The following is a 22,859-nucleotide window of genomic DNA, read 5'->3' as shown; positions in this document are numbered from 1 at the left end:
ATTACAGCAGCAGGATACAAGATGAATAATCAACGACGCTATTTTCTTAAAGCATTAGCTTCTAGCACTTTGGTAACAGCAACTTTAATGGGCTGTCAGTCAGCGCCTTTGCTCAATGTTTTTGAAGCGCCTATTAGCGCAGACGATTGGCAAATGGCTGAACATATAAAAGCTAAGATAGTCGTCCCAACCTTCCCTGCTAAGCAATTTAATATTAAAGACTTTGGTGCAAAAGAAAATGGTCAACATGATTGTACACAGGCCATTAAAAACGCCATTGAAGCCTGCCACGCACAAGGAGGTGGTCAGGTCTACATTCCAAATGGCACCTACTTGACCGGTGCCATTCATTTACTTTCTAACGTAAATTTACACTTGGCTGATAAGGCAATATTAAGTTTCAGCACTGATCCTAATCATTACTTACCAGAGGTATTTACTCGCTGGGAAGGCTTAGAAATGATGGGCTACTCACCACTGATTTATGCTTATGAACAAGAAAACATTGCCATCACAGGTAAAGGAACACTGCAAGGAAATGGTGATAACCAAACATGGTGGCCTTGGAAGGGACCACACAAGGAAGGTCATTGGGATTTAATTAAAGATAGCCAAGGTAAAGTATTGCACCAGCGTGAAGCACGTGATCAGTTAATGGTTGATGCCGAAGCTGGTGTGCCTGTCAGCCAACGTATATACAGTACTGGTGCCTATTTACGCCCTCCTTTTATTCAACCGTATAAATGTAAAAATATTTTAATCGAAGGCGTAACAATTAAAAACTCACCTTTTTGGTTAGTGAACCCGGTTTTATGCCAAAGTGTTACAGTTGATAACGTCAATTTTTCAAGCCATGGTCCTAATTCAGACGGCTGTGATCCAGAAAGTTGTGACCACGTGCACATTAAAAACTGTGTCTTTGATACCGGTGATGATTGTATCGCGATCAAATCGGGCCGAAATGCTGATGGTCGCCGTGTTGGGGTAGCATCGCAAAACATTGTTATTGAAAACTGCCATATGAAAGAAGGCCATGGTGGTGTTGTGATCGGCAGTGAGATATCTGGCGGTGTAAATAATGTCTTTGTGCAAAACTGCACCATGGACAGCCCCCACCTAGAGCGCGCTATTCGTATCAAAACTAACTCAGTACGTGGCGGTTTGATCGAGCATATTCGCATACGTAACATCGAAGTTGGCACGGTTAAAAATGCTGTTGTGATCAACTTTTTTTATGAAGAAGGCGATGCGGGACAGTTCGACCCAACAGTTCGTGATATTCAAATTGAAAACCTACATTGTAAAAATGTGTTGAGTAAGGCTTTTTACCTCAATGGCTTTGCACGCGCACCAATGAACGATATCCATTTTATCGACTGTCATTTTGACCAAGTGGGTGATGATTCTATTGTTGCTAATGTGAATAACATGAGCTTAACCAATGTCACTTTAAACAAACAGCCGTTAACTATGGCTCAATTACAAAAATAATAAGTATTAATAGGAAAATTGTATGACCGTGTTTTCAACATTATTAGGCAACCAACCTATATTGCCTATCATCCAAGCAAACAGTAGTGAAGAAGGTGTGGCTATTGCCACTGCAATGCACAAGGCTGGCATTCATTTAGTGGAAGTTGTGCTGCGAACGCCAGCTTCCCTTGACGCATTAATCGCGATTAAAAAAGCACTACCCGATTTATGCGTTGGTGCCGGCACGATTACTGATCAAGCATTACTTGCAAAAAGTCTTGCCGCCGGCAGTGATTTTATTGTTACTCCTGCGGTATCACCACGATTACTCGATGCCCTTAGTCAATCTTCTGTGCCCGTTGTGCCGGGTGTTTCAAACACCGCCGATATTTTACTTGCTAAAGAATATGGCTTTACTGAGCAAAAATTATTTCCTGCCTCTTTGTGTGGTGGCGAGCAGTTTTTAAAAGCAGTCAGCAGCGTATTTGCTGATATTCGCTTTTGCCCAACAGGTGGCATTAATGAACAAAACTTTAAAGACTATTTAGCACTTAATAATGTGATGGCTGTGGGTGGAACCTGGGTTGCACAACCACAATGGGTACAAAGTAAAGACTATGACAAAATCACGCAAGCCTGCCTTCAGGTACTAAAAAACAACTAATTAACATATTGACTGCCATACGTTGTCAGTGTAATTTACCTTTACATGCCACCGGTGGCAATAAACAAGCAGAACAGTTAAGGAATCTTCAATGCCGAGCAATATCGAACCTTTAGAATTGCACCCAGATCGTTTATTTTCAAGCGATCCTAGCGTCGTTGCTATCGCTAGAAAGTTATATGAATCAATTAAAGACTTACCGATAGTTAGTCCGCACGGTCACACTGATCCACGTTGGTTTAATGAAAATGAAAACTTTGGCAATGCTACTGAGCTATTTATAAAACCCGATCACTACGTGTTTAGAATGCTCTACAGTCAAGGTATCCCAATGACTGATTTAGGAGTACCTGAGCATGGGCTGCAAGGCGATATGGCTCGTTCAAAAGCAGCTGATCCTGAAAAAGTATGGCAAATCTTTGCTGATAACTATCACCTGTATGCCGGAACGCCAAGTGGCTATTGGTTAGATGCGGTATTTAGTGATGTGTTTGGGTTTACTGAAAAACTTTGCTCGGAAAATGGTCAGCACTATTATCAAAAAATTACAGCTGCGTTAGCAACACCCGAGTTCAAGCCTCATGCACTGATGGACCGCTTTAATATTGAACTAATTGCCACAACAGAAGGTGCACTTGATCAGCTCCCGCACCACCGCGCAATTGCAGGCTCTGCAATGGCAAAACGTGTGATCACCACCTTTAGACCTGATGATGTGGTTGATGCTAGCCGTGAAGATTTTATCGACAACGTAATTAAACTTGGTGAGATAACCGACCAAGATACAACGACTTGGCAAGGTTATTTAGCGGCAATTCAAATACGTCGTGATTACTTTCGTATTGAAGGACGTGCAACAGCAACCGATCATGGCCACCCTACTGCATTAACTGCTGACTTACCTACCGCAGAATGTGAAGCATTATTTGAAAAATGTCGAACAGGCCATTCAACGGAGCAAGAGCAAGAATTATTCCGTGGCCAAATGCTCACTGAGCTTGCCGGTATGAGCATTAAAGATGGTTTAGTGATGCAAATTCACCCTGGCGCGCATCGTAATCATAACCAAGCGGTATTTGATCAATTTGGCCGTGATAAAGGCTGTGATATTCCAAGCCAAACTGAATACGTTAATGCACTCAAACCACTATTGAGTAAATACGGAAATCACCCTGATCTTAAAATCATCCTATTTACATTAGATGAAACGACCTATAGTCGAGAACTTGCGCCACTAGCGGGTCACTACCCTAGCCTCAAGTTAGGTCCTGCTTGGTGGTTCCATGACAGCCCCGCCGGTATGCTTCGTTTTAGACAGCAAACAACTGAAACAGCTGGTTTTTATAACACGGTTGGCTTTAATGATGACACCCGCGCATTTTTATCAATTCCAGCTCGTCATGATGTTGCACGCCGCGTTGATTGTCGCTATTTAGCAGAGCTTGTAGCAAATCATCAAATTAGCGAAAGTACTGCCCAGACTCTGGCTTATCAACTAACCTATGGGCTAGTGAAAAAAGCATATAATCTCGATAAATAACAATAATAGAGCCACTTAATTTAAGTGGCTCAACCATTGAGGACACACAATGACTTTAAAAACATCACTGTTATCAAAGCGCATTTTGATGGGAACAGCTCTAAGCTCTAGCCTATTATTGATTGCATGCCAAGAACATGCAGATCTTAAAACACCACTGCAAGCGAGCGAAACTAACTCCCTTGGAAGCGCATTAGTTGCTAAAGTGGACATTGTTAATCCATCTTCGTTTAAACGCCCTGACGAGCCAATCTATCTTAGCTATTACGATTTAGGTCTTAGCCAAACTGCTGCTTTAACTGTAAAAACAGCGCAGCAAGTGTTACCTAGCCAAGCAGTAGATATTAACTCGGACGGTGAACTTGATGGTGTGTATTTTATTGTCGATTTAAATGATAAACCGATTGAAGTCACCATTACACAGCAAAGTAGCCCATCAATCACAGCACAAACAAAACGTGTTCAAGCTGATCTTGCCCATAAACAAGGTGGTCAATGGCAGCCTCATTCTCGTCCGCCAAAACACCAAGTTGGCACAGGTAAAAAAGAGTATGTAGGCGGTGAATTTAAAAATGTTGATGAGTTAACACCACCAGATTATTACACCGATCATTCAAATTGGATCCGTTATGAAGGCCCAGGTATTGAGTCGGATAAAGTCGGTTACCGCTTTTATCTAGATTGGCGTAATGGTTTTGATATTTTCGGCAAATTAACAACACAACCTGTGCTACATACTGTCGGCCTTGATGGTTATTCTTCGTATCATGACAAACAAGACTGGGGCATGGATATCCTTAAAGTGGGTAAGTCTTTAGGTGCTGGCGGATTTGGTTTGATGGGTAATAATGATGAGCTGGAACATGTATCTGATGTTAGCAAACGTACAGCGCGGATTATTGAAAATGGCGATTTACGCGCCAGTATACAAATTGAGTATCAAGGCTGGCAAAACAGCTATCAACAGCAAGATTTAATAGCCAATATTAGTATGCACGGCGGCTCACGTTTGGCACATGTAGAACTGAACACTGATAAAGATTTGCCTAATTTAGTAGCCGGTGTGGTCAAACACCCAGATACTGAGTTTATTCAAGGTGATCTGGATGCAATGAGTAATTATGGCTATAGCTATATTGCCAGTTGGGGCAATCAGAGTTTAGATAAATCAGCTTTAGGTATGGCGGTATTTTTTAAAAAAGGTGATGTTATTGATGTACGCCAAGACAAAAATAACTACCTTGCAGTGCTTAAACCTAAAGGGCAAAATACACTGCATGCTGATTACTATTTTGCCTCTGTTTGGCAACCTGAAAGTGGTATTAACGATAAAGAAAGCTTTATTGAGTACCTGAATCAACAAGCTGAAAGATTGACAATTAAACCACGCATTACTTTGCATACCACAGTTACAGCAAAAAAAACGACGCAACCGCTTAATGATAAATTAGCCCTTGAATGGGCCCGCGCCCTTGCCGATTCAGAGCTGAAAAGAAAAACACTAGGCTATCATGCCAATGGCTGGGATGTGAACCGTAAGCGCAGCCCAAAGTTTGAATACGATATTATTGGCTTACAACCGTATGCTTACTACCAATTAGGGATGGCAACTGATGAGCAAACTTATAAGAATGTGATTGCCCAAGTTACTGGTAGCTTTATTGATCAACAAGGCAAAATCACCGCCTATAAACAAAGCAATTTTAACATTGATAACATTCCGCCTGGGCGTAATCTTATCCAGCTATACCAAGATACCCAGCAGCAACAATATTTATCTGCCGCAAAAGCTTTACGTGCACAATTACAGTTACAGCCACGTACATCACAAGGCGCATTTTGGCACAAAAACAAATATCAACATCAAGTGTGGCTAGATGGCGTTTATATGGGTATGCCGTTTTTAGCCCAGTACGGTAGCTTATTTGAAACGGGCCATCAGCAACAAGAAACCTTCGCCGAGGTTGTAAACGAATTTAAGCTCACTCGTGAAGCACTACGCGATCCAAAAACAGGGTTGTACTATCACGGTTGGGATGAATCTAAACAGCAAGCATGGGCAAATAAACAAACGGGTGTTTCTGCAGAATTTTGGGGCCGTGGTATGGGTTGGCTCGCTATGGCGGTGGTTGATGTACTCGATTACATCCCAGCAAAAAACACAGAGCAACGCGATACCTTACTCGCCATAGTAAAAGAGTTAGCCACGGATATAGCCAAAGTTCAAAATACTGATACCGGCACATGGTGGCAAGTTTTAGACAAACCAACGGCTTTAGGTAACTACCAAGAATCAACTGCAACAGCCATGTTTGCTTACTTTTATGCCAAAGCACTTAATAATGGCTATATCGATGCTGATTATCAAGACACTGCCCTTGCAGCGTATCAAGGTTTACTTAACCAATTTACATTAGTACATAGCGATGGCACGGTAAGTATGACAAACCAATGCTATGTTGCAGGCCTTGGCTTTGGTCGTGATGGTAGTTATCACTATTATATGAGCGAGCCGGTCAGCAAAAATGATCCTAAAGGAAATGGTCCCTTCATTCTAGCAAGCCTTGAAGTAGCTAAGCTTCTAGCTGGTAACAACTAAACAGCCATAGATTATTCAGCCGGAAAGCAAAGTCCATCGCATTTTTGCTTACCGGCCAAAACTCACTTCCCTTCAACAACATCATCAGCACACTAAGCTCATAAGGATTTATGATGCGTATAATCAAAATCAATAAAAACAGCGTAAATAAAAATATTTTTTCATTTTTGCTCTGCTGCTTATTCTGCTCAATAATGAATGTGTCTGCGCAAAATAATAACAACTCACTGAGCTATGCCGTGCAAATGGCGAACTCTGAGATGATCCGTAATCCACAGGCCTACACCATTGATTGGCGCACTGAACCGCGCTGGGATTACACCCATGGCTTAGTGTTACTGTCATTTGCCAAGCTCTATCAGCATCAACCAGAACAACGCTATTTCAATTACATTAAAGAATATGTAGACGCGTTAGTAATGGAAGATGGCAGTATTAAAACCTACGTAATGAGCAAATATAATCTCGATATGCTCAATGCCGGCAAGTTACTGTTTTTTATGTTTGATGAAACAAAAGATCGTAAATATCGTCTTGCCCTCGATACTTTATATGCACAGTTCAAATTACAACCTCGCACAATTGATGGTGGCTTTTGGCATAAAAAACGCTATACCTCGCAAATGTGGCTTGATGGTTTATATATGGCAGCGCCCTTTTATGCCGAATATATCCGCCGCTTTGGGACAGTCGATCAGTATGATGATGTTATAAAACAGTTTGAATTAATTGAACAACATACTTATCGCAGTGACACCTCTCTACCTGTACATGGCTGGGATGAATCTAAACAACAGCGTTGGGCTGATAAAAAAACCGGACAATCACCTAATCATTGGTCGCGCTCTATCGGTTGGTACGCCATGGCAATGGTTGATGTATTAGATCAACTACCGAATGATCACCCTAAAAAAGCGTGGCTATCACAGCGCTTTAATACATTGATTGATAACATGTTAAAGCTGCGTTCTGACTCCGGTGTATGGTATCAAGTTACAGATAAAGGTGAATTAGACGGTAATTATTTAGAATCCTCTGGCAGTGCTATGCTCAGCTATGCGATTGCAAGAGGTGTTAATCAAGGTTACTTGCCTGATAGCTACCAAGCAATTGCAAAAACCACCTTTAATGCTGTAGTTAGCAACTTTATTAAACGTGAGGCAGATAACACCTTATCAATAAAACAAGTATGCGAAGTGGCTGGGCTTGGCGGAAAACCATATAGAGATGGCAGCTTTGCTTATTACATCAGTGAAAATGTACGTGCGAACGATCCTAAAGCAGTCGGGCCTTTTATTCTTGCCAGTTTAGAAGTGGAGAAATAACCGATGCTAAACAACAAATACAATTTCTCTTTAGCAGTGTTGGTTGTCTGCTTAAGTAGCAACCCGTGTTATGCAAAAGAGTCGCAATTACTATCGCCAACACACTCTCAAAGTCCGTGGCAAGCAGATCTAGGTAATGGCGAATATAAAAACCCAATCCTGCATGCCGATTATTCCGACCCGGATGTGGTTGCTGTTAATGGTGATTATTACATGACAGCATCTAGCTTCAACTCTGCACCTGGCTTGCCTATTTTACACTCTACCGATTTAGTCAACTGGCAGTTAATTAATTATGCGCTGCCAATACAGCTGCCACAAGCCCACTTTGCAAAAGTACAACATGGCAACGGCGTATGGGCGCCAACAATCCGTTTTCATGATAATAAATTTTGGATTTTTTATCCTGATCCTGATTTTGGTATTTATGTAACTACAACAGATGATCCTGCTGGAGCTTGGTCAACCCCACAGCTTATTTTAGCGGGTAAAGGATTGATCGACCCTGCACCTTTATGGGATGACAATGGTAAAGCCTACTTAATACATGCATGGGCAAAAAGTCGTGCTGGCTTTAATAATGTACTGACGCTGCGTGAAATGAAAGATGACGCAAGTTGGGTAAGTGATAAGTTTACACATATTGTCGATGGTAAAAATCACCCTGGATATCGCACCATTGAAGGTCCTAAATTTTATAAACGTAACGGCTTCTACTATATTTTTGCGCCTGCTGGTGGGGTAGATTTAGGTTGGCAATCGGTATTTAGAGCAAAAGAAATTACCGGTCCCTACGAAGCCAAGGTTGTTATGGCACAAGGTAATTCAGTGATCAACGGTCCTCATCAAGGTGCGTGGGTTCACACCCAATTTAATGAAGACTGGTTTATTCACTTTCAAAGCAAACAAGCGTATGGCCGTATCACCCATTTACAACCTATGCACTGGGACAATGATTGGCCAATCATTGGTATAGATAAAAATGCTAATGGAACTGGGCAGCCGGTTTTACAGCACACCAAGCCTCGAAGCAAAATTAGCCCACAACCCACCAGCATAGTGAACAATGATGAATTCAACAGCGCTAAGCTAAGTTTATTATGGCAATGGAATGCAAATCCAAGTAACAGCTGGTATTCATTGACAGACAACCCCGGCTTTTTACGCTTATACTCGCAGCCATTTACAACCCAGAACAACACTAATTTATGGTCAACGCCTTCTTTGTTACTGCAAAAGATCCCTGCAGAACAGTTTGCTTTTACAACCACATTGCAGGTCAACGAAACAACCTCTGCTAGTTCCTCAGGAGTTATTCTATTTGGTGAAGACTATGCATGGATGGGTATCAAAACATCTTCTACTGGCGAACAACAGCTAGTCTATGTGCACTGTTTTAATGCGAGAAAAGGCTGTACAGAAAGTATCGTAGAGCAACAACCACTGACACAACCCTATCTTGACCTAAAAGTCGTTCTACAACCAGGCGCCACAGCCATTTTTAGTTATAGAACCGCTGCGAGCGCTGAGTTTAAAATTATTGGTGAACACTTCCAAGCTAAAAAAGGCCGCTGGGTAGGTGCTAAGTTAGGCTTATTTAGCCTGTCGCAAACTCCTGGTGCTAGCAACTATGCCGATTTTGACTATGCCCGTTACGACACTTTGGATTAAATGAATATGCTAAAACATCAAACGTTGAACTTTTTTGCCGTATTATTGCTCTGTGTTCAGCCATGCATAGCAGCTGATTACACCGTTGAAAATACTTATAAAAAACTAATCAAACACTATCCACACATGCAGGTGCCCGCAACGACACTTCCTGACTCTGTAATCGCTCATAAAGCACTGGTTTACAAACAAACTAAAACCAGTGCACAGACTTTAGATATTTATCAGCAAACACAGCAAACACAAACGGCGCCTTTGATTATGTTGATCCACGGTGGTGGCTGGCAATCAGGCACCCCCGCATTAATGACAGCACTTGCAATTGCGCTGGTAGAACGTGGTTATGTTGTTGCAACACCCAGTTACCGCCTCAGCGACGAAGCGCCTTATCCTGCAGCAGTTGAGGATTTAGTTAGTGCGTTTCATTGGCTTAATAATAATGCTGCTCAGTATAATATAGACAGCACTAAGATTGCTTTATCGGGCGGCTCTGCAGGTGGCCAATTAGCCGCGCTGTTAGCCTACAGCGGCGGAATTGTTGATAGCAGCGACACTAACTCGAAGCGATTTAATGTCCAAGCGCTGATCAATATAGATGGCTTAAGTGATTTCACGTCTCCAGAAGCACTACCTTTTGAAAACAACTCAGCCAAATCCGTCACTTCAGCCAGCAAGTGGTTTGGGGGTAGGTATGAAACTATCCCACAGCGTTGGCACGACGCATCGCCTATTTTCTATATTGATAAAAACGCGCCTGCAACACTTTTCATTAATAGCTCAGTGCCACGCTTTCGTGCAGGTAGAGACAGCGCAATACAAAAGTTGCAACAGTTGCATATACCCAGTGAAGTTTACCAGTTTGATGATGCGCCGCATTCATTTTGGTTATTCCAGCCGTGGTTAACGCCTACGACCAGTGTTATTGATGACTTTTTAACAGCACAATTTGCTAAAACTCGTTGATCATTATTGTTGTTAAAATTAAAGCCTTGATGAGTTAATGGTTATTTTAAGTCATCAAGGCTTTCTTTGTTAGTCGCTAAGCGAATTTAAGTACTGCTGCAAAACCTGCGCTGTAGTTGCATTTTTTAATTGCAGCTGATGCTGTTTGAACCAATCATCCGCAACACCATCTTCATTAGCATCAACGATTGCAGGAACCCCTGTAAATTCCTGTTTATATGCATCCCAATTACCAATTAACTCAAACTCATGATCAATCAAACCATTTTTCTTTATCGCGACACTATCAGCGAGCTGTTGATAAACAAGCGTATCAATACTGTCATGGAAATAGCCATGTGCATTACGACTTGCTCCTATATGTTGCCCTTTAATGGCATCACTAAATGCTTGCTTTGCACTAACATAAACCATGGTTGTTTGCATGGGTGATGTAATGATTGGTTTATCACTTAACCACTGGCTATTTTCATCACTGATAGTGCGTTTTGCTTTGACTGCTTTGCGATAATTTACACCTAAATAATTATGCTCAGTCAGTTGTGGGTTATTCTCAAGTACATTTCCCATAATATATGCCTGATTTTCTTTGATCTCTGGGGAATACCAAATATCAGCAAACTGCATGATCTTACTTGCTTTACCTGGTTTATAATAATTGTTGATCAAGTTAAAACGACCATTTTCTGATCCATAAACATTATTATGTCCCCAGTTAAAAATAATATTATTGATAAGCTCAACAAACTCTTCATCTTGTGCATACGGTGATTTAAGTCTATGACCATTGAGCCTAGGCGTTCTACTGGCATGATTGGCAATTATATTATTAATAAAGCTCGCATTTGCCCCGCCCCAAATGCCACCATAGCCATGATCGCCTTTAGGGTGAATTGAATGGCTTAAACTATGTGAAATAATTGAATCTTGTAACGTAAAGTTACGGTTATTATAAAAGCTCGCGGTTTCATCCACTGACCAACTCAATGAACAATGATCAATAATGACATTCTCACTGTTACGCACCGTTAATGAATCATCAGCATAACCAAATGTACCTAAGCGAAAGCGTAAGTAGCGAATAATCACATTATCTGCGGATGAAACCGTCACAGGTGCACCAACAATGGCAATCCCACCTGGCGAAGTTTGCCCTGCGATGGTTATATTTCCATGTGAGATTTTAAGTTCCCCTGCCAATTTGATCACACCCGATACCGCAAATACGACAGTGCGAGGATGCTTTTGCACAATTGCATAGCGAAGGCTGCCTGGTTGCGGTTTATCTAAATTATCTTCTAATGTAGTGACTCTATAAAGCGTGCCATTAATGCCCCCAGTTGCGTACTTACCAAACCCTTTTGCCGTTGAAAAAGCCAATGTTGTATTGACTTGTGAAGCGTATAAATTAGTCGAAACAAAAACCGTTAACACAATAATGATGCTTAGTAATACGATATTGAGATAGTTTAAATTATTATTCTTCAGAACTTGCATAATGTTCCTTGGCTATTTCGTTTTTAATGCTGGTTAAAATAAAAAATTGTCAATATGTAAATTGACAGTTTCATTAATACAGTGTTAACTTCATGTTATTCCATTTTGCCACCGGTGGCAAGTTGGAATTTGAATCAACGGGAATCGCATATCTTGCACACACAATTAAAAGCCTGGAAAAGGAACAAAGATGAAGAGCATGAGATTAAGCACGATCGCAGCAGCATTAATGGTAGCTATGCCACTTTATGCGCAAACAGCTGATCCTGTACAGCCAAAGGTAGAAAGTGACAAACCAACAACAAACGCCGAAATAACAGCAGATAAAAAAAACGTAGAAGCTGAAGATGATATTGAAATCATTGCTGTAACAGGCGTTTATCAAGCAGATTTAAAAGCACGTGCTATGGAGCGCGATGCAAAAGCATTTAGCTCAGTGATTGCCACGGATGACATGGGAAACTTTGTTGACCAAAATGTTGCAGAATCACTTCGTCGAATTCCAGGTGTGACACTTGAACGCAGTGAAGGTGAAGGAAAATACATTGCCGTGCGTGGTTTAGGCCCTAAATTCGTATCAGTGAGCATGAATGGTGCAGAACTGTCTGGCGCAGGTGATGACCGTAAAATTGGCCTTGATGGCATCACCAGTGATTCACTCGGTGCAATTGAAGTATTTAAAACCCTTACCCCAGATATGAACCTCAATTCAATTGGTGGTGCAGTCAACGTAAAAGCCATCTCTGCCTATGATCGTGGTAAAAACACATTAAAAATGAAGCTACAAAATTCATACAGTGAATTACGCGAAGAGCAATCGCCTAAATTTAGCATTGATGGTACACAACTATTTTTAGATGAGAAAATAGGGGTTGGTTTTGCTCTATCCTATGAAGACAGAAAAACCCAAGTAGATGAAGTACGCCATCATAGCACCCGCGAATTAAACTTTTTACAAGGGGGAATTGGTCTAAGCGAAGAAGAACTCAGTGTCGCCCCAGAAATTTTGATCCCCGCGCAACTCGAAAACCGCCGTGAAATTGCTGATCGAACACGTACCACCGCAACTTTAAATGTTGAGTTTAAGCCAACCGCAGACAGTTTTTATTACATACGAGGTAACTACTCAAATTACACCGATAATGACGTCGCACAAAGAGAGTTTTATAACTTTTATAACGGCGACCAAGCAGATGAAATTATCTATGTAAATACTGATACAAAAGAGTTTGCGCTGTCTGATATCGATATTTACAACCAATTTTTCATTCAAGAAGGTGAAACGACTACAACCAATTACAGCATCGGTGGTGAAAACTATATTACCGATACTTTACGTGTAGATTATGAATACGCGTATTCTAAAACAGATGATAAATCAGTGGGTGATCGCCGCGTGCAATTTCGTGAGCGCGAAAATATTGTCTACGGTCAAGGTAGTAAAAATAATATTGTTGCGAAAGTGCTAACTCCTGAAGAAGCTGCTGCCCTAGGTGGTTTTGCGTTAGATCCAGATAATGATGTTTTTGCCGGTGAAGCCGATGGTGATATCAGCGATTTATCAAATATGGAATACGACAACTTATTTATGGAAGACAGTGTCCGAACAGACGAAGTCACCAGTATCAAGCTAAACTTACAAAAAGACTTTGATTTTGAGTACCTGAATTTCATTAAAATTGGTGGCACTTATAACGAACGCGAACACTTCCGTGATAAAGATCGCTGGAGCTATGCAATAAATCCACTGGACTGTGGCACAGATGAAACCTGTATTACCGTCGCCAACTCAAATGTTACAGATTATAACTTCGCTGTGCCTGAGGGTGGCTTATTTACCTACCCTTTTGTTAGCAACGAAGATCTTGAGTACATGGTTGACTCAACAAAAATTACACGCGCCAGTGCCACCGGTGGCGAGGTATCAATCGACAGCACCAAAGAAGACTATACCTTATACGAAGATACCTACGCAGCTTATATTATGACTGAGCTGCAGCTATCAGAGCAGGTCAGTGTTATTACCGGTGTACGCTATGCACATACCGAATTTTCATCAACCGGTTATATGTCATTATCAAATGATGATTGGAATTTTGGCGGTGATCACACCTTAGATATTTCGGTACCTTTACCTGAGGCATCCATTACCTACAGTGAATTTTTCCCAAGTATGCATATACGCTACGAACCAAATCCTGAAATGTTGGTTCGTACATCACTGTGGACTAGTTATACCCGCCCTTCGTTTAAGCAAGCGCGTGGTTATGCGCGTTTTGATAGTGATATTAGTTTATGTGATCCAACGACTAATGAATGCTACAACTCACCAGATGGACAAAGCGCAATTGATTTACAAGGCTATATTTTAGGGCCAGACAATGCGTTACAAGTAGGTAACCCAAATTTGGTGGCAATGACTTCGGATAACTTTGACGCTTCGTTTGGCTGGTATCCATCAAAAGAGTTATTTATGGAAGCTGCAGTATTTTACAAAAATATTGATAACTTCATCGTCGATGTCACTGGTATTCAAATGAGCATAGATGAGCTCCCGCTTACTTTACCTGTAAACCAAGTATCTGATTTTGCAATTCCTCAAGATCTTGCTCTAAATCAGGTTGATATCACCCTCAATGGTGATAAAGCCACAGTCTACGGGATTGAGCTTAGTTACAATCAGTTCTTCGAAAATGGCTTATTTTGGCAAAGTAATATGACCTTTGTAAAAAGTGAAGCCGAACTCGACGCCACTATTCGTCAAGACAAAATGCAGCTACCAGGCCAAGCAGATATCACCGGTAACATTGCTGTTGGTTGGGAAGATGAGACTTTCTCGTTACGCCTAATTAGTAATTACCGCTCAGATATCCTTGAAGAGGTTGGCTCTTGTCCAGTATCAGCTTCTGCATCAGACCCCCATACCTGTAAGTCATGGGCTGATATATACCAAGACGATATCTTAACCTTTGATATGAAAGTGAAATATGATTTTACGAAAAGCCTCAGCGTGTATTTTGACGCGATTAACTTAACCGATGAAGCAGATTTACGTTATTTCAAAGGTAATGATTTATCCGGTGGTGAAATCCTCTATCAACGTGAAGATTATGGTCGTACGTTCCAGTTAGGTATGAATTATAAATTTTATTAACAGCTACTAATAATGAAAAACGTTAATTTCACACACAATTAACGCGTTAATGACGCGCTTTCATCCTTGGAGGGATGCATGAATAATACAATAAAAATACCATCGTGTTTGCTGATCACCGCGATCTTAGCAGGCTGCGGTGAAGATAGTTCTATCAATGTCAAAGAAGCCCCGTTACCACCAGTGCAAGGGGTATTTGTTGACAGCCCTGTTGCTGGTTTAACCTACAACAGCCCATCAATAAGCAATGGTGTAACAAACGCAAATGGACAATTCGATTACTTTAGAGGTGAAGCTATCGATTTCTCAATTGGTGCACTTACCTTCCCTACGGTCTCTGCCGCCAATGTATTAACTCCACTTGCTTTATTTTCGACAGATACCGTGTTTCATCCTGCTGTTATTAATAGTTTGCGTTTATTACAGTCACTAGATGTTGATGGTGATCCTAGCAATGGCATCACCATCAGCGAGCAAGCAGCACAAGCAGCCGTTATGACTTTAGCCGAAGGACAAACGATTACGGACTATTTTAGTAGCGATGAGTTTGAGGCAAACGTTAATGCGTGGCTCGCTGATGCAGGCTCAGCTAATAATACATTAATTCCAGCTGATCAAGCGATTGTGCACTTTGTTGATTTTATTTTTAAGCAATACAACAGCACCCAACCTTTAGCATTTAATACTGCCGATTTTAGCGGAACATTGTATAACCCATTAGTACAAGGCAGTGAGGCAAGTATTGCACAGTTGATATTAACACCCGTTGATGAAGCAAACCTTAGTGGCACATTCAGCCAAGTAGTGGATGGTAGCGAAACAGTAACAGGCAATTATTCGTTTTTATTTGGTAATCGCGTACTTGCACTGACCTCAGGTGAAGGCGAATCAGCTACCACAGAGTATATAATTTCTCGTTCCCATAATACGGTTAATAATACCTATAGTGTTTGTGCCACCAGCGATCCAAGTGCATTGGCAACACTGGTGCTTACTTGTGATAGTAATGATGATGCTAAAAACAATATTTTAGTGTTCTCCGAACAACAAGCTCAAGAAGAGTTAATCAAACTCAACGATTTAGCTCAGCAAGCTGGTTTAGCCTTAATTGAAGAGTTTGATACTGACACTGAAACATTTTTCTCATCGAGCTATAAAAGCTTATCGGATGAGCAAGGCAGCGGCCCGTTATATTTTAAAAGTGGCGGTAGTGCAAAAATTGACGATGTAGCAGGCCAACTAATTCTTGAAGGCGACCGTATTACCATCGGTAATACCCTGCCCGGCAAAGAGTCAACAGCGACTGATAGCTCAGGTGTGGGGATTTATAATTTAAGCGAAGGGTTTACCATTAGCTTTGATGTTGTTTCTCATAATAGTGCTGGTGGATTATCGCTTTATGTTGATAATAATACTGCCAGTCAAAGTAATTCAGTGCATGGTGGTGCTTCAAAGTTTTATGGTAAAGACATAAACGAAACCAACACCCCTGCAGGTCAACGGTTTTCATATACCTACATTCCAGGCGAAGATGTAAATACTGGCCCTGATCTGACTCATGTCGATGCCCGCGGTATTTTAAATCCTGAGATTAAAAATTCATATTTCCAAATACGCACTGATTCAGCGGCAATGATTGTCATTGATAACTTAACCATTGAAACAGTGGCAACCGACGTACCAGATGTTGAACCGCCGGTTGAACCACCGATTGATCCTCCTGTGGAAGGTGAGATCCCAACAGTAGAATTACCAATTACCACTGACTTTACCGCACTTACTGCGGATATTTTCTCTGTTGATCATCAAAAAATTATTGATGCAAACGGCGATGGAATCCCCATGTTTAGCAAAACAGGCGGCTCAGTCACTGTGATTGATACTGGATTAGAACTCAATGGAGGTCGTTTCACATTAGGTAACACCACCCCAGGTATTGAAACAGCAGCAACGGATACCACCACCAGTGGAGCGCTGGATTTGTCTCGTCCTTATCAAGTGGTGATGGATATTGTCAGTATAAGTGACCCTGAAGGTGATAATAAATTCCAAATATATGTGGATAACAACTCATCAAGCAGTTCTAAATCAATCCATGGTAATGACTCACGTTTTTATAATGAATTGATCAACTCGCTTACTGCTGGTCAAACTTTAACAGTACCCGGAAAGCTTGCGACTAAAAACTCATTTTTACAGTTACGTACCGAAACAGGCGGCACTGTGGTTATCAATAACCTCAGAGTTGAGTATGTTAAAGATCCATCTGTATTTAGCTGCACGGATGCACCTGAACTGTATTTTTGTGATGACTTTGCCAATGGTGATTTAAATAATTGGCAAATTTTAGCCAAGCCAGATAACACTGAAGCCCCAATGGGTGAGTTTGATGTACTTGATATCATGGGTAATAACATGATGCGATACACCGCAGGCGGTGCTGGGGGCGAGCTAATTTTAGCCACTGAAGAAGCTATGGCAAACGTGCCTTCGACAGGTAACTACTTTGTTGAAGCGAAAATTCGCCCGCGCCAGAACTCTACCACGGCCAATAAGCAGATCTTTTTGATGGCACGCTATTTAAATTCCGGTAATTGGTACGCCGGTGGCTTAAATGTGCAAAACTCATCAAGCAGTACGCAAGTGGAGGTTGCCGTTAGTAGCGAAGGGTCGATTGCGCGTCCAGTGCAAACAAAATCACCAATCTTACTCGGTGAAAAAGGCGCTACAGAAGACGGCGTTTGGTACACCACTCGATTTGAGATGATTGATGATCAACTTACCGTATACTTAGATGGTGAGAAAATGGGCTCTGCGACTGATACCAGCTATACAGCGCGTGGCTTAATTGGTGTGTTTACGAATAATCGTTCGTTTGAAATTGATGATGTAAAAGTGGGCGACCCTAGTATCAAGCCAATTCAGTTAACCCTTGATTACAAAGAGCCTAATTGGGACACAAGTACCAGTATGGATCCATTGTTGATCAACGTTACAGCGATTAAAAACGACGGTATCACAGCCGACACCTACACGGTCACTTCAAGCAATGAAGCAGTGGTGAGCGTTACAATCGATGGAAATGCGATCACCCTTACACCGATTGCTGCAGGCGATGCAACGATCACATTTGTATCGGATTCAGACCCAAGTATTACCCGTACTATTAAAGTCTCTGTTGCAGAAGGCTTTGTTATGCCAACTGCTGACTATGGTGATTTAACAGCTAAAGTAATGCCAGCGATTGCTAGCGATAACCAATTTGTTGATACCCAATTATCGCTTACTTTTGATAACGCCCCTACCTTTGGTAGTTTAGGTGAAGTTCGTATTTATAAGCAAAACGACAACACCCTAGTTGATACCCTCAAAGTGGGTAAAAATGTCGATGTGATAGGCTACACCGGCCAGGATAAAGTCCGCTCTGTGTACTACTACCCGCTCACAATTGAAGGCAATACCTTAACCATTAAACCGCATAATAATGTGCTTGAATATGGCCATACTTATCGTGTTGTCATTGGTGATGATGTGGTATTAGGCGCACAACTCAACGGTACTGATTTTATTGGCCTCGGTGATAATAGCCAATGGACGTTCACCACTAAAGTGACAACGCCGGCAAGCAATCAACTATTGGTTGATGATGACGGTGTAGCTGACTTTAGAACCGTGCAAGGTGCACTTAACTTTGCAATGGCAAATCTTGCTAAAAATGAGCAAACCACCATTTCAGTCAAAGATGGTGTATATAATGAACTGCTATTCTTACGTAATAAAAATAACGTAACTATACAAGGGCAAAGCCAAGACAATACTATTATTCAGTACGAAAACTTCGAAACACTCAATGGTGGCTCAGGTGGCAGTGCGCCTGTAGGTTCTGGCACACCGGGTGGCGGTCGTGGTGTATTCTTAGTTGAAGGTGCGGATATGTTAGTGATCAACAACCTAACATTGAAAAACACGCATTTGCGTAACAAGGTTGATTCAAACCAAGCTGAAACAATTTACTTTAATAGTAATGGTCGTTTAGTGGCTAATAATGCCAGCTTTATTAGCGAACAAGATACCCTATTACTGAAAGGTTATAGCTGGTTCTACAACAGCTTAGTTGCTGGTAATGTTGACTTTATTTGGGGCTACCCAGTTACCGCATTATTTGAAAGCAGTGAAATACGCACTATAGGTGACTCTAAAGACAATGACCCAACGCAAGACACCTCTGGAGGCTATGTATTACAAGCACGCGTACCTGTGCAAACAGATCCTGGCTTTATCTTTTTAAACAGTAGTTTTACTCATGGCCCAGGACCAATTGGCAATGATGTGTTAGATAATTCAACCTATATTGCACGCAGTGGTGGCAGTGACACATATTTCGATAACATAACGCTTATCAATAATAAGTTTGATACCCACATTGCAACCTCAGGTTGGGCTGTGCAAGGTGTTAACAGTCAACCTGCACCAAATCCAGAAATTGCAACGGCTACCAGTGGCTGGCGCGAGTATGGCAGCATGGATTTAGCAGGTAATGCCCTTGATTTAAGTGCCCGTGTTGGCGGTTACATTATGCAAGACAGCGACGTGGTTAACTTACTTGAGCGTAATGCTATTTTTGCAAGCTTTAATGATGGCCAAGGTTGGACACCTGAACCACTAGCAATCCCAATCTTGCCAGATGAGCCAATTGCAATTACACCGGTGAATAATAGTCTGGGTTTTGCTGGTTATAATTTTAACCTAACCGCTGGCGAAGGTGGAACAGTCGTGACCGTTGATAATGGCACAGCGCTTAAATCGGCTTTAGCACAAGCAAAATCATCAGGTGTTCCAGTGACTATTTATGTCGACGGTATCATTACTGATGCAAACAGTGGCGGCGATAATTCTTCTATCGAAATTAAAGATATGGATAATATCTCAATCATTGGTGTGGCAGATCGTGGTGAGCTAAGTGGTATCGGCATTGCTATTCGTCGTGCTAATAACATCATTATCCAAAACTTAAAAATCCATGAAGTACTTACCGGCGGTAAAGATGGTATTTCGATTGAAGGTGATGAAAATAAACCTACCGCGAATATCTGGATTGATCATAACGAACTCTATTCATCGTTAAATGTTGATCAAGATTATTATGATGGTTTAATCGATTCTAAATCGGGTGCTGAAAACATTACCATTTCATATAACTATATTCACGATAGCTGGAAAACGTCACTCCATGGTCACAGTGATGATGACTCGAGCAGCAACAAGAATCGTCATATTACCTTTCACCATAACCGCTTTGAAAACATCATATCGCGTGTTCCGTTGTTTAGATTTGGTCTAGGCCATATATTCAACAACTATTATAACAATATCACCTCTAGCGCGATTAACTCACGAATGGGCGCAGAGCTACATATTGAGAATAACTACTTTGAGCATACTAAAAATCCTGTGGTCTCTTTTTACTCAAAAGTAATTGGTTATTGGAATACCTCTGGTAACTACCTAGGTGAAGGCGTTACTTGGGGTGATGTGGCTGACGGCGATGTGGCAGCAGAGGTTACTGCTACAGGTATGACACCCACCAGCTCATACCAAGCACCTTACGAGTATAAGTTAACTCCAGTAATGGACGTTAAAGCGCATGTTATTGCCCATGCCGGTATTGGTAAAATAGATCAAAGCGATTTAGACATCCCAGACATTGCAGCGCCAAGTGAGCCACCTGTGCAACAGCCGCTTGGTTTACCATTTACTGAAAATTTTGCCGCAGCAAATGCTGACGAATTTTTTAGTAATAGCTACCGCGACCTATCAGGTTTAGCGGGTACGGGGACCCCGCTGTTTCATCGTGTCACTGGCACAATCGATGTATCCGCAGGCCAACTAACCATGACAGGTGCACGTATTAGCATTGCCAATACCACCCCTGCGGTGAATACCACCTCAGCGGATGCAAGCACAACGGGTCTACTTGATTTAAGTAACAACTATCAAGTGAGCTTTAAAGTCGCGGCTGTAGCAGGTAACACCGCAAAAAGCTTCCAAATATATGTAGATAACAATACCTCAGGTAGCGCTAATTCAATCCACGGTGATTCATCGAAGTTCTACTCAATACAGCTTCAAGACTTAGTACCTGGTCAAACGTACACAGTGGATGGATTGATAGCCACAGCTACCTCATTCATCACTCTCAGAACGGAAAGTGAAGCAACTATCACATTGGATGAAATAACCATCCAATAGTTGTAATGAGAGCAGCCAAGCGCTGCTTTCACACAATTTGATAGTTACCAATACCCTTGCCCGCACAGCAAGGGTATTTTTTTTATCCATATCATTCCTTTCTCTTTGTGCAATAAAATCTTTAAGTGAATAATTCACAAAGAGATTAATAGGCGCTGCGGGTAAAGAGCGAGGGCATAAAGTAAACGTTTTAAATTGAGTTAGTAATTTTTCAAGTATGGATGCAGGAGGTGGAGCAATGCAGGAGTAATTGCCGAGAACAACTACATGTCAAAATTCCTGCCTTGTTAGCACTGTATTTATCTGTCGCTATAAATGGTCAGTAACTTAATACGATTAGTATCAAACTTGGAGGAACTTGCAGCGCTCAAAATCTTCCAGATATTAAAAACGAGCGCTATGAATTTTATCCTTTAGGCAGCATATCGGCCGTTTGGTTTAACACCGATATTTGATGCTATTTTATCAAAGGTGCTCCTCAAATTTAATTAACTCATTAATTAAATCAAAAAAGTATATTGGATTACGGATAGAAGTAAGCGCCCTACTGTCAGTTAGGCGCTTTATATGTCTATAACAAAAAGGTTATTATGAGGGGGGTAATCGGTACTATTTAGCGCATCTGTTAGTAGATTCACGCTTCACTAAATAAGGAGTGACTACGTCATCTAATTTAATTTTTTCACTTTGTGTCGATTGGCTTTTATTGATGAGTTTTTGCACCGCTAAACATGCCATATTTTGTACAGGTCTTCGAATAGTCGTTAGCGATGGAATGATCCGTGAAGCCAAAATATTATCATCAAAACCTGCTACTGATAGCTGTTCTGGTACTTTGATGTTTAAATTACTGGCAACCCGTAACACCCCAGCCGCCATTTCGTCGTTGTTAGCAACAATGGCCGTTGGTCTTGGTTCAGTGCTTAACAATGTCATAGCGCACTCAATACCACTTTCGTAACTATTTTTGCCTTCAATAATACGATTTCCAGGCAGTTGCACATTACATTGTTGCAGTTCAGCTAAAAATCCAGCTAAGCGTTCGATTGAAGAACGATAAACTTGCGGTCCAGAAATAAAACCAATGTCTTTATGACCAAGTTCAACCAAGTAGCTGGCCATTTCTTTCATTGCTGCGCGTTCGTCTGAGACCACAATATTATCAGCATCATCTAAATCTACCGATGCTAAGCGCACATAAGGACAACCTGCTTCACGAATTGCTGCAGCCAACTCTTTGTTTTCAGATACTGGCGGTAAAATAATCACGCCATCAAGCTTAGAGCGAGAGATAAATGACAGGCAATCGTCAATAAATTCAGCACTTTTAGAGTAACTAGGATGAACAACCAATTCATAGCCAAGTTCAGAGCAGACGCTTAATGCACCTCGTTGCACCTGATCAATATACAATGCATCGGGGTTATCATAAATTAAACCTAATAAGTAAGAACGACTTGATGCCAGCCCCCGAGCTTGTTTGTCAGGAGAAAAACCAACTTCGCTGATAATTTTAAGCACTCGCTCTCGCGTCGCTTCACCCACAGCGGGAGAGCGGTTGATCACACGTGAAACTGTGCGCTTTGAAACACCACACAGCTTAGCTACATCATTAATCGTTACTGACATAAAAGTTCCTATTTAGGATGATTGCAAAGTTTAACACTAACCGTAGATCCATAGAAGTAGTTAGTCAGCTCTTGTTATACATTGACTACTTTGAT

Annotated in this window: 11 protein-coding genes; 9 read left to right on the top strand and 2 right to left on the bottom strand. The window is 41.4% G+C overall.

The window, feature by feature from the left end:
• Positions 1–21: 21 nt before the first annotated feature.
• From FW757_RS05400 to FW757_RS05370, 7 genes are all read left to right on the top strand, one after another.
• On the top strand, positions 22–1,491 hold the full coding sequence (locus FW757_RS05400; RefSeq protein WP_182731219.1) for a glycoside hydrolase family 28 protein: 1,470 nt from the start codon (positions 22–24) through the stop codon (positions 1,489–1,491).
• A gap of 22 nt (positions 1,492–1,513) precedes the next feature.
• Entirely contained in the window at positions 1,514–2,137 is a 624-nt protein-coding gene (gene eda, locus FW757_RS05395) for a bifunctional 4-hydroxy-2-oxoglutarate aldolase/2-dehydro-3-deoxy-phosphogluconate aldolase (RefSeq protein ID WP_446440945.1), read from the top strand.
• A gap of 91 nt (positions 2,138–2,228) precedes the next feature.
• Positions 2,229–3,677 (top strand): glucuronate isomerase, encoded by a 1,449-nt coding sequence (gene uxaC, locus FW757_RS05390; protein ID WP_182739305.1) that lies wholly within the window; start codon positions 2,229–2,231, stop codon positions 3,675–3,677.
• Positions 3,678–3,726: 49 nt separating this feature from the next.
• Positions 3,727–6,276 (top strand): glycoside hydrolase family 88 protein, encoded by a 2,550-nt coding sequence (locus FW757_RS05385; protein WP_446440944.1) that lies wholly within the window; start codon positions 3,727–3,729, stop codon positions 6,274–6,276.
• Positions 6,277–6,386: 110 nt separating this feature from the next.
• On the top strand, positions 6,387–7,601 hold the full coding sequence (locus FW757_RS05380; protein ID WP_446440943.1) for a glycoside hydrolase family 88/105 protein: 1,215 nt from the start codon (positions 6,387–6,389) through the stop codon (positions 7,599–7,601).
• Between the two features lie 3 nt (positions 7,602–7,604).
• Complete coding sequence (locus FW757_RS05375; RefSeq protein WP_446440942.1) at positions 7,605–9,272, top strand: glycoside hydrolase family 43 protein; 1,668 nt, start codon at positions 7,605–7,607, stop codon at positions 9,270–9,272.
• A gap of 6 nt (positions 9,273–9,278) precedes the next feature.
• On the top strand, positions 9,279–10,235 hold the full coding sequence (locus FW757_RS05370) for an alpha/beta hydrolase (RefSeq protein WP_182717264.1): 957 nt from the start codon (positions 9,279–9,281) through the stop codon (positions 10,233–10,235).
• Positions 10,236–10,304: 69 nt separating this feature from the next.
• Here FW757_RS05370 and FW757_RS05365 read toward each other — a convergent pair whose 3' ends face one another.
• On the bottom strand, positions 10,305–11,732 hold the full coding sequence (locus tag FW757_RS05365; RefSeq protein WP_446440941.1) for a pectate lyase family protein: 1,428 nt from the start codon (positions 11,730–11,732) through the stop codon (positions 10,305–10,307).
• A 190-nt stretch (positions 11,733–11,922) separates the two neighbouring features.
• On the opposite strand from FW757_RS05365, the gene FW757_RS05360 reads away from it, so the two are divergent.
• Positions 11,923–14,886, top strand: coding sequence for a TonB-dependent receptor (locus FW757_RS05360; protein ID WP_446440940.1), 2,964 nt, complete (start codon positions 11,923–11,925; stop codon positions 14,884–14,886).
• A gap of 78 nt (positions 14,887–14,964) precedes the next feature.
• Positions 14,965–21,135, top strand: coding sequence for a pectinesterase family protein (locus tag FW757_RS05355; protein WP_446440939.1), 6,171 nt, complete (start codon positions 14,965–14,967; stop codon positions 21,133–21,135).
• Positions 21,136–21,744: 609 nt separating this feature from the next.
• On the opposite strand, the gene FW757_RS05350 is transcribed toward FW757_RS05355, so the two are convergent.
• Complete coding sequence (locus FW757_RS05350; RefSeq protein WP_145239108.1) at positions 21,745–22,764, bottom strand: LacI family DNA-binding transcriptional regulator; 1,020 nt, start codon at positions 22,762–22,764, stop codon at positions 21,745–21,747.
• Positions 22,765–22,859 lie beyond the last annotated feature (95 nt).

The organism is Pseudoalteromonas sp. 1181_04, assembly GCF_052850545.1.
The sequence above is the reverse complement of the archived record's forward strand: the minus strand, read 5'-3'. Positions and strand labels throughout refer to the sequence as shown.

Coding starts and splice junctions, on each gene's coding strand:
- FW757_RS05400 (WP_182731219.1), top strand. CDS start 22: ATGAATAATCAACGACGCTATTTTCTTAAAGCATTAGCTTCTAGCACT.
- eda (WP_446440945.1), top strand. CDS start 1,514: ATGACCGTGTTTTCAACATTATTAGGCAACCAACCTATATTGCCTATC.
- uxaC (WP_182739305.1), top strand. CDS start 2,229: ATGCCGAGCAATATCGAACCTTTAGAATTGCACCCAGATCGTTTATTT.
- FW757_RS05385 (WP_446440944.1), top strand. CDS start 3,727: ATGACTTTAAAAACATCACTGTTATCAAAGCGCATTTTGATGGGAACA.
- FW757_RS05380 (WP_446440943.1), top strand. CDS start 6,387: ATGATGCGTATAATCAAAATCAATAAAAACAGCGTAAATAAAAATATT.
- FW757_RS05375 (WP_446440942.1), top strand. CDS start 7,605: ATGCTAAACAACAAATACAATTTCTCTTTAGCAGTGTTGGTTGTCTGC.
- FW757_RS05370 (WP_182717264.1), top strand. CDS start 9,279: ATGCTAAAACATCAAACGTTGAACTTTTTTGCCGTATTATTGCTCTGT.
- FW757_RS05365 (WP_446440941.1), bottom strand. CDS start 11,732: ATGCAAGTTCTGAAGAATAATAATTTAAACTATCTCAATATCGTATTA.
- FW757_RS05360 (WP_446440940.1), top strand. CDS start 11,923: ATGAAGAGCATGAGATTAAGCACGATCGCAGCAGCATTAATGGTAGCT.
- FW757_RS05355 (WP_446440939.1), top strand. CDS start 14,965: ATGAATAATACAATAAAAATACCATCGTGTTTGCTGATCACCGCGATC.
- FW757_RS05350 (WP_145239108.1), bottom strand. CDS start 22,764: ATGTCAGTAACGATTAATGATGTAGCTAAGCTGTGTGGTGTTTCAAAG.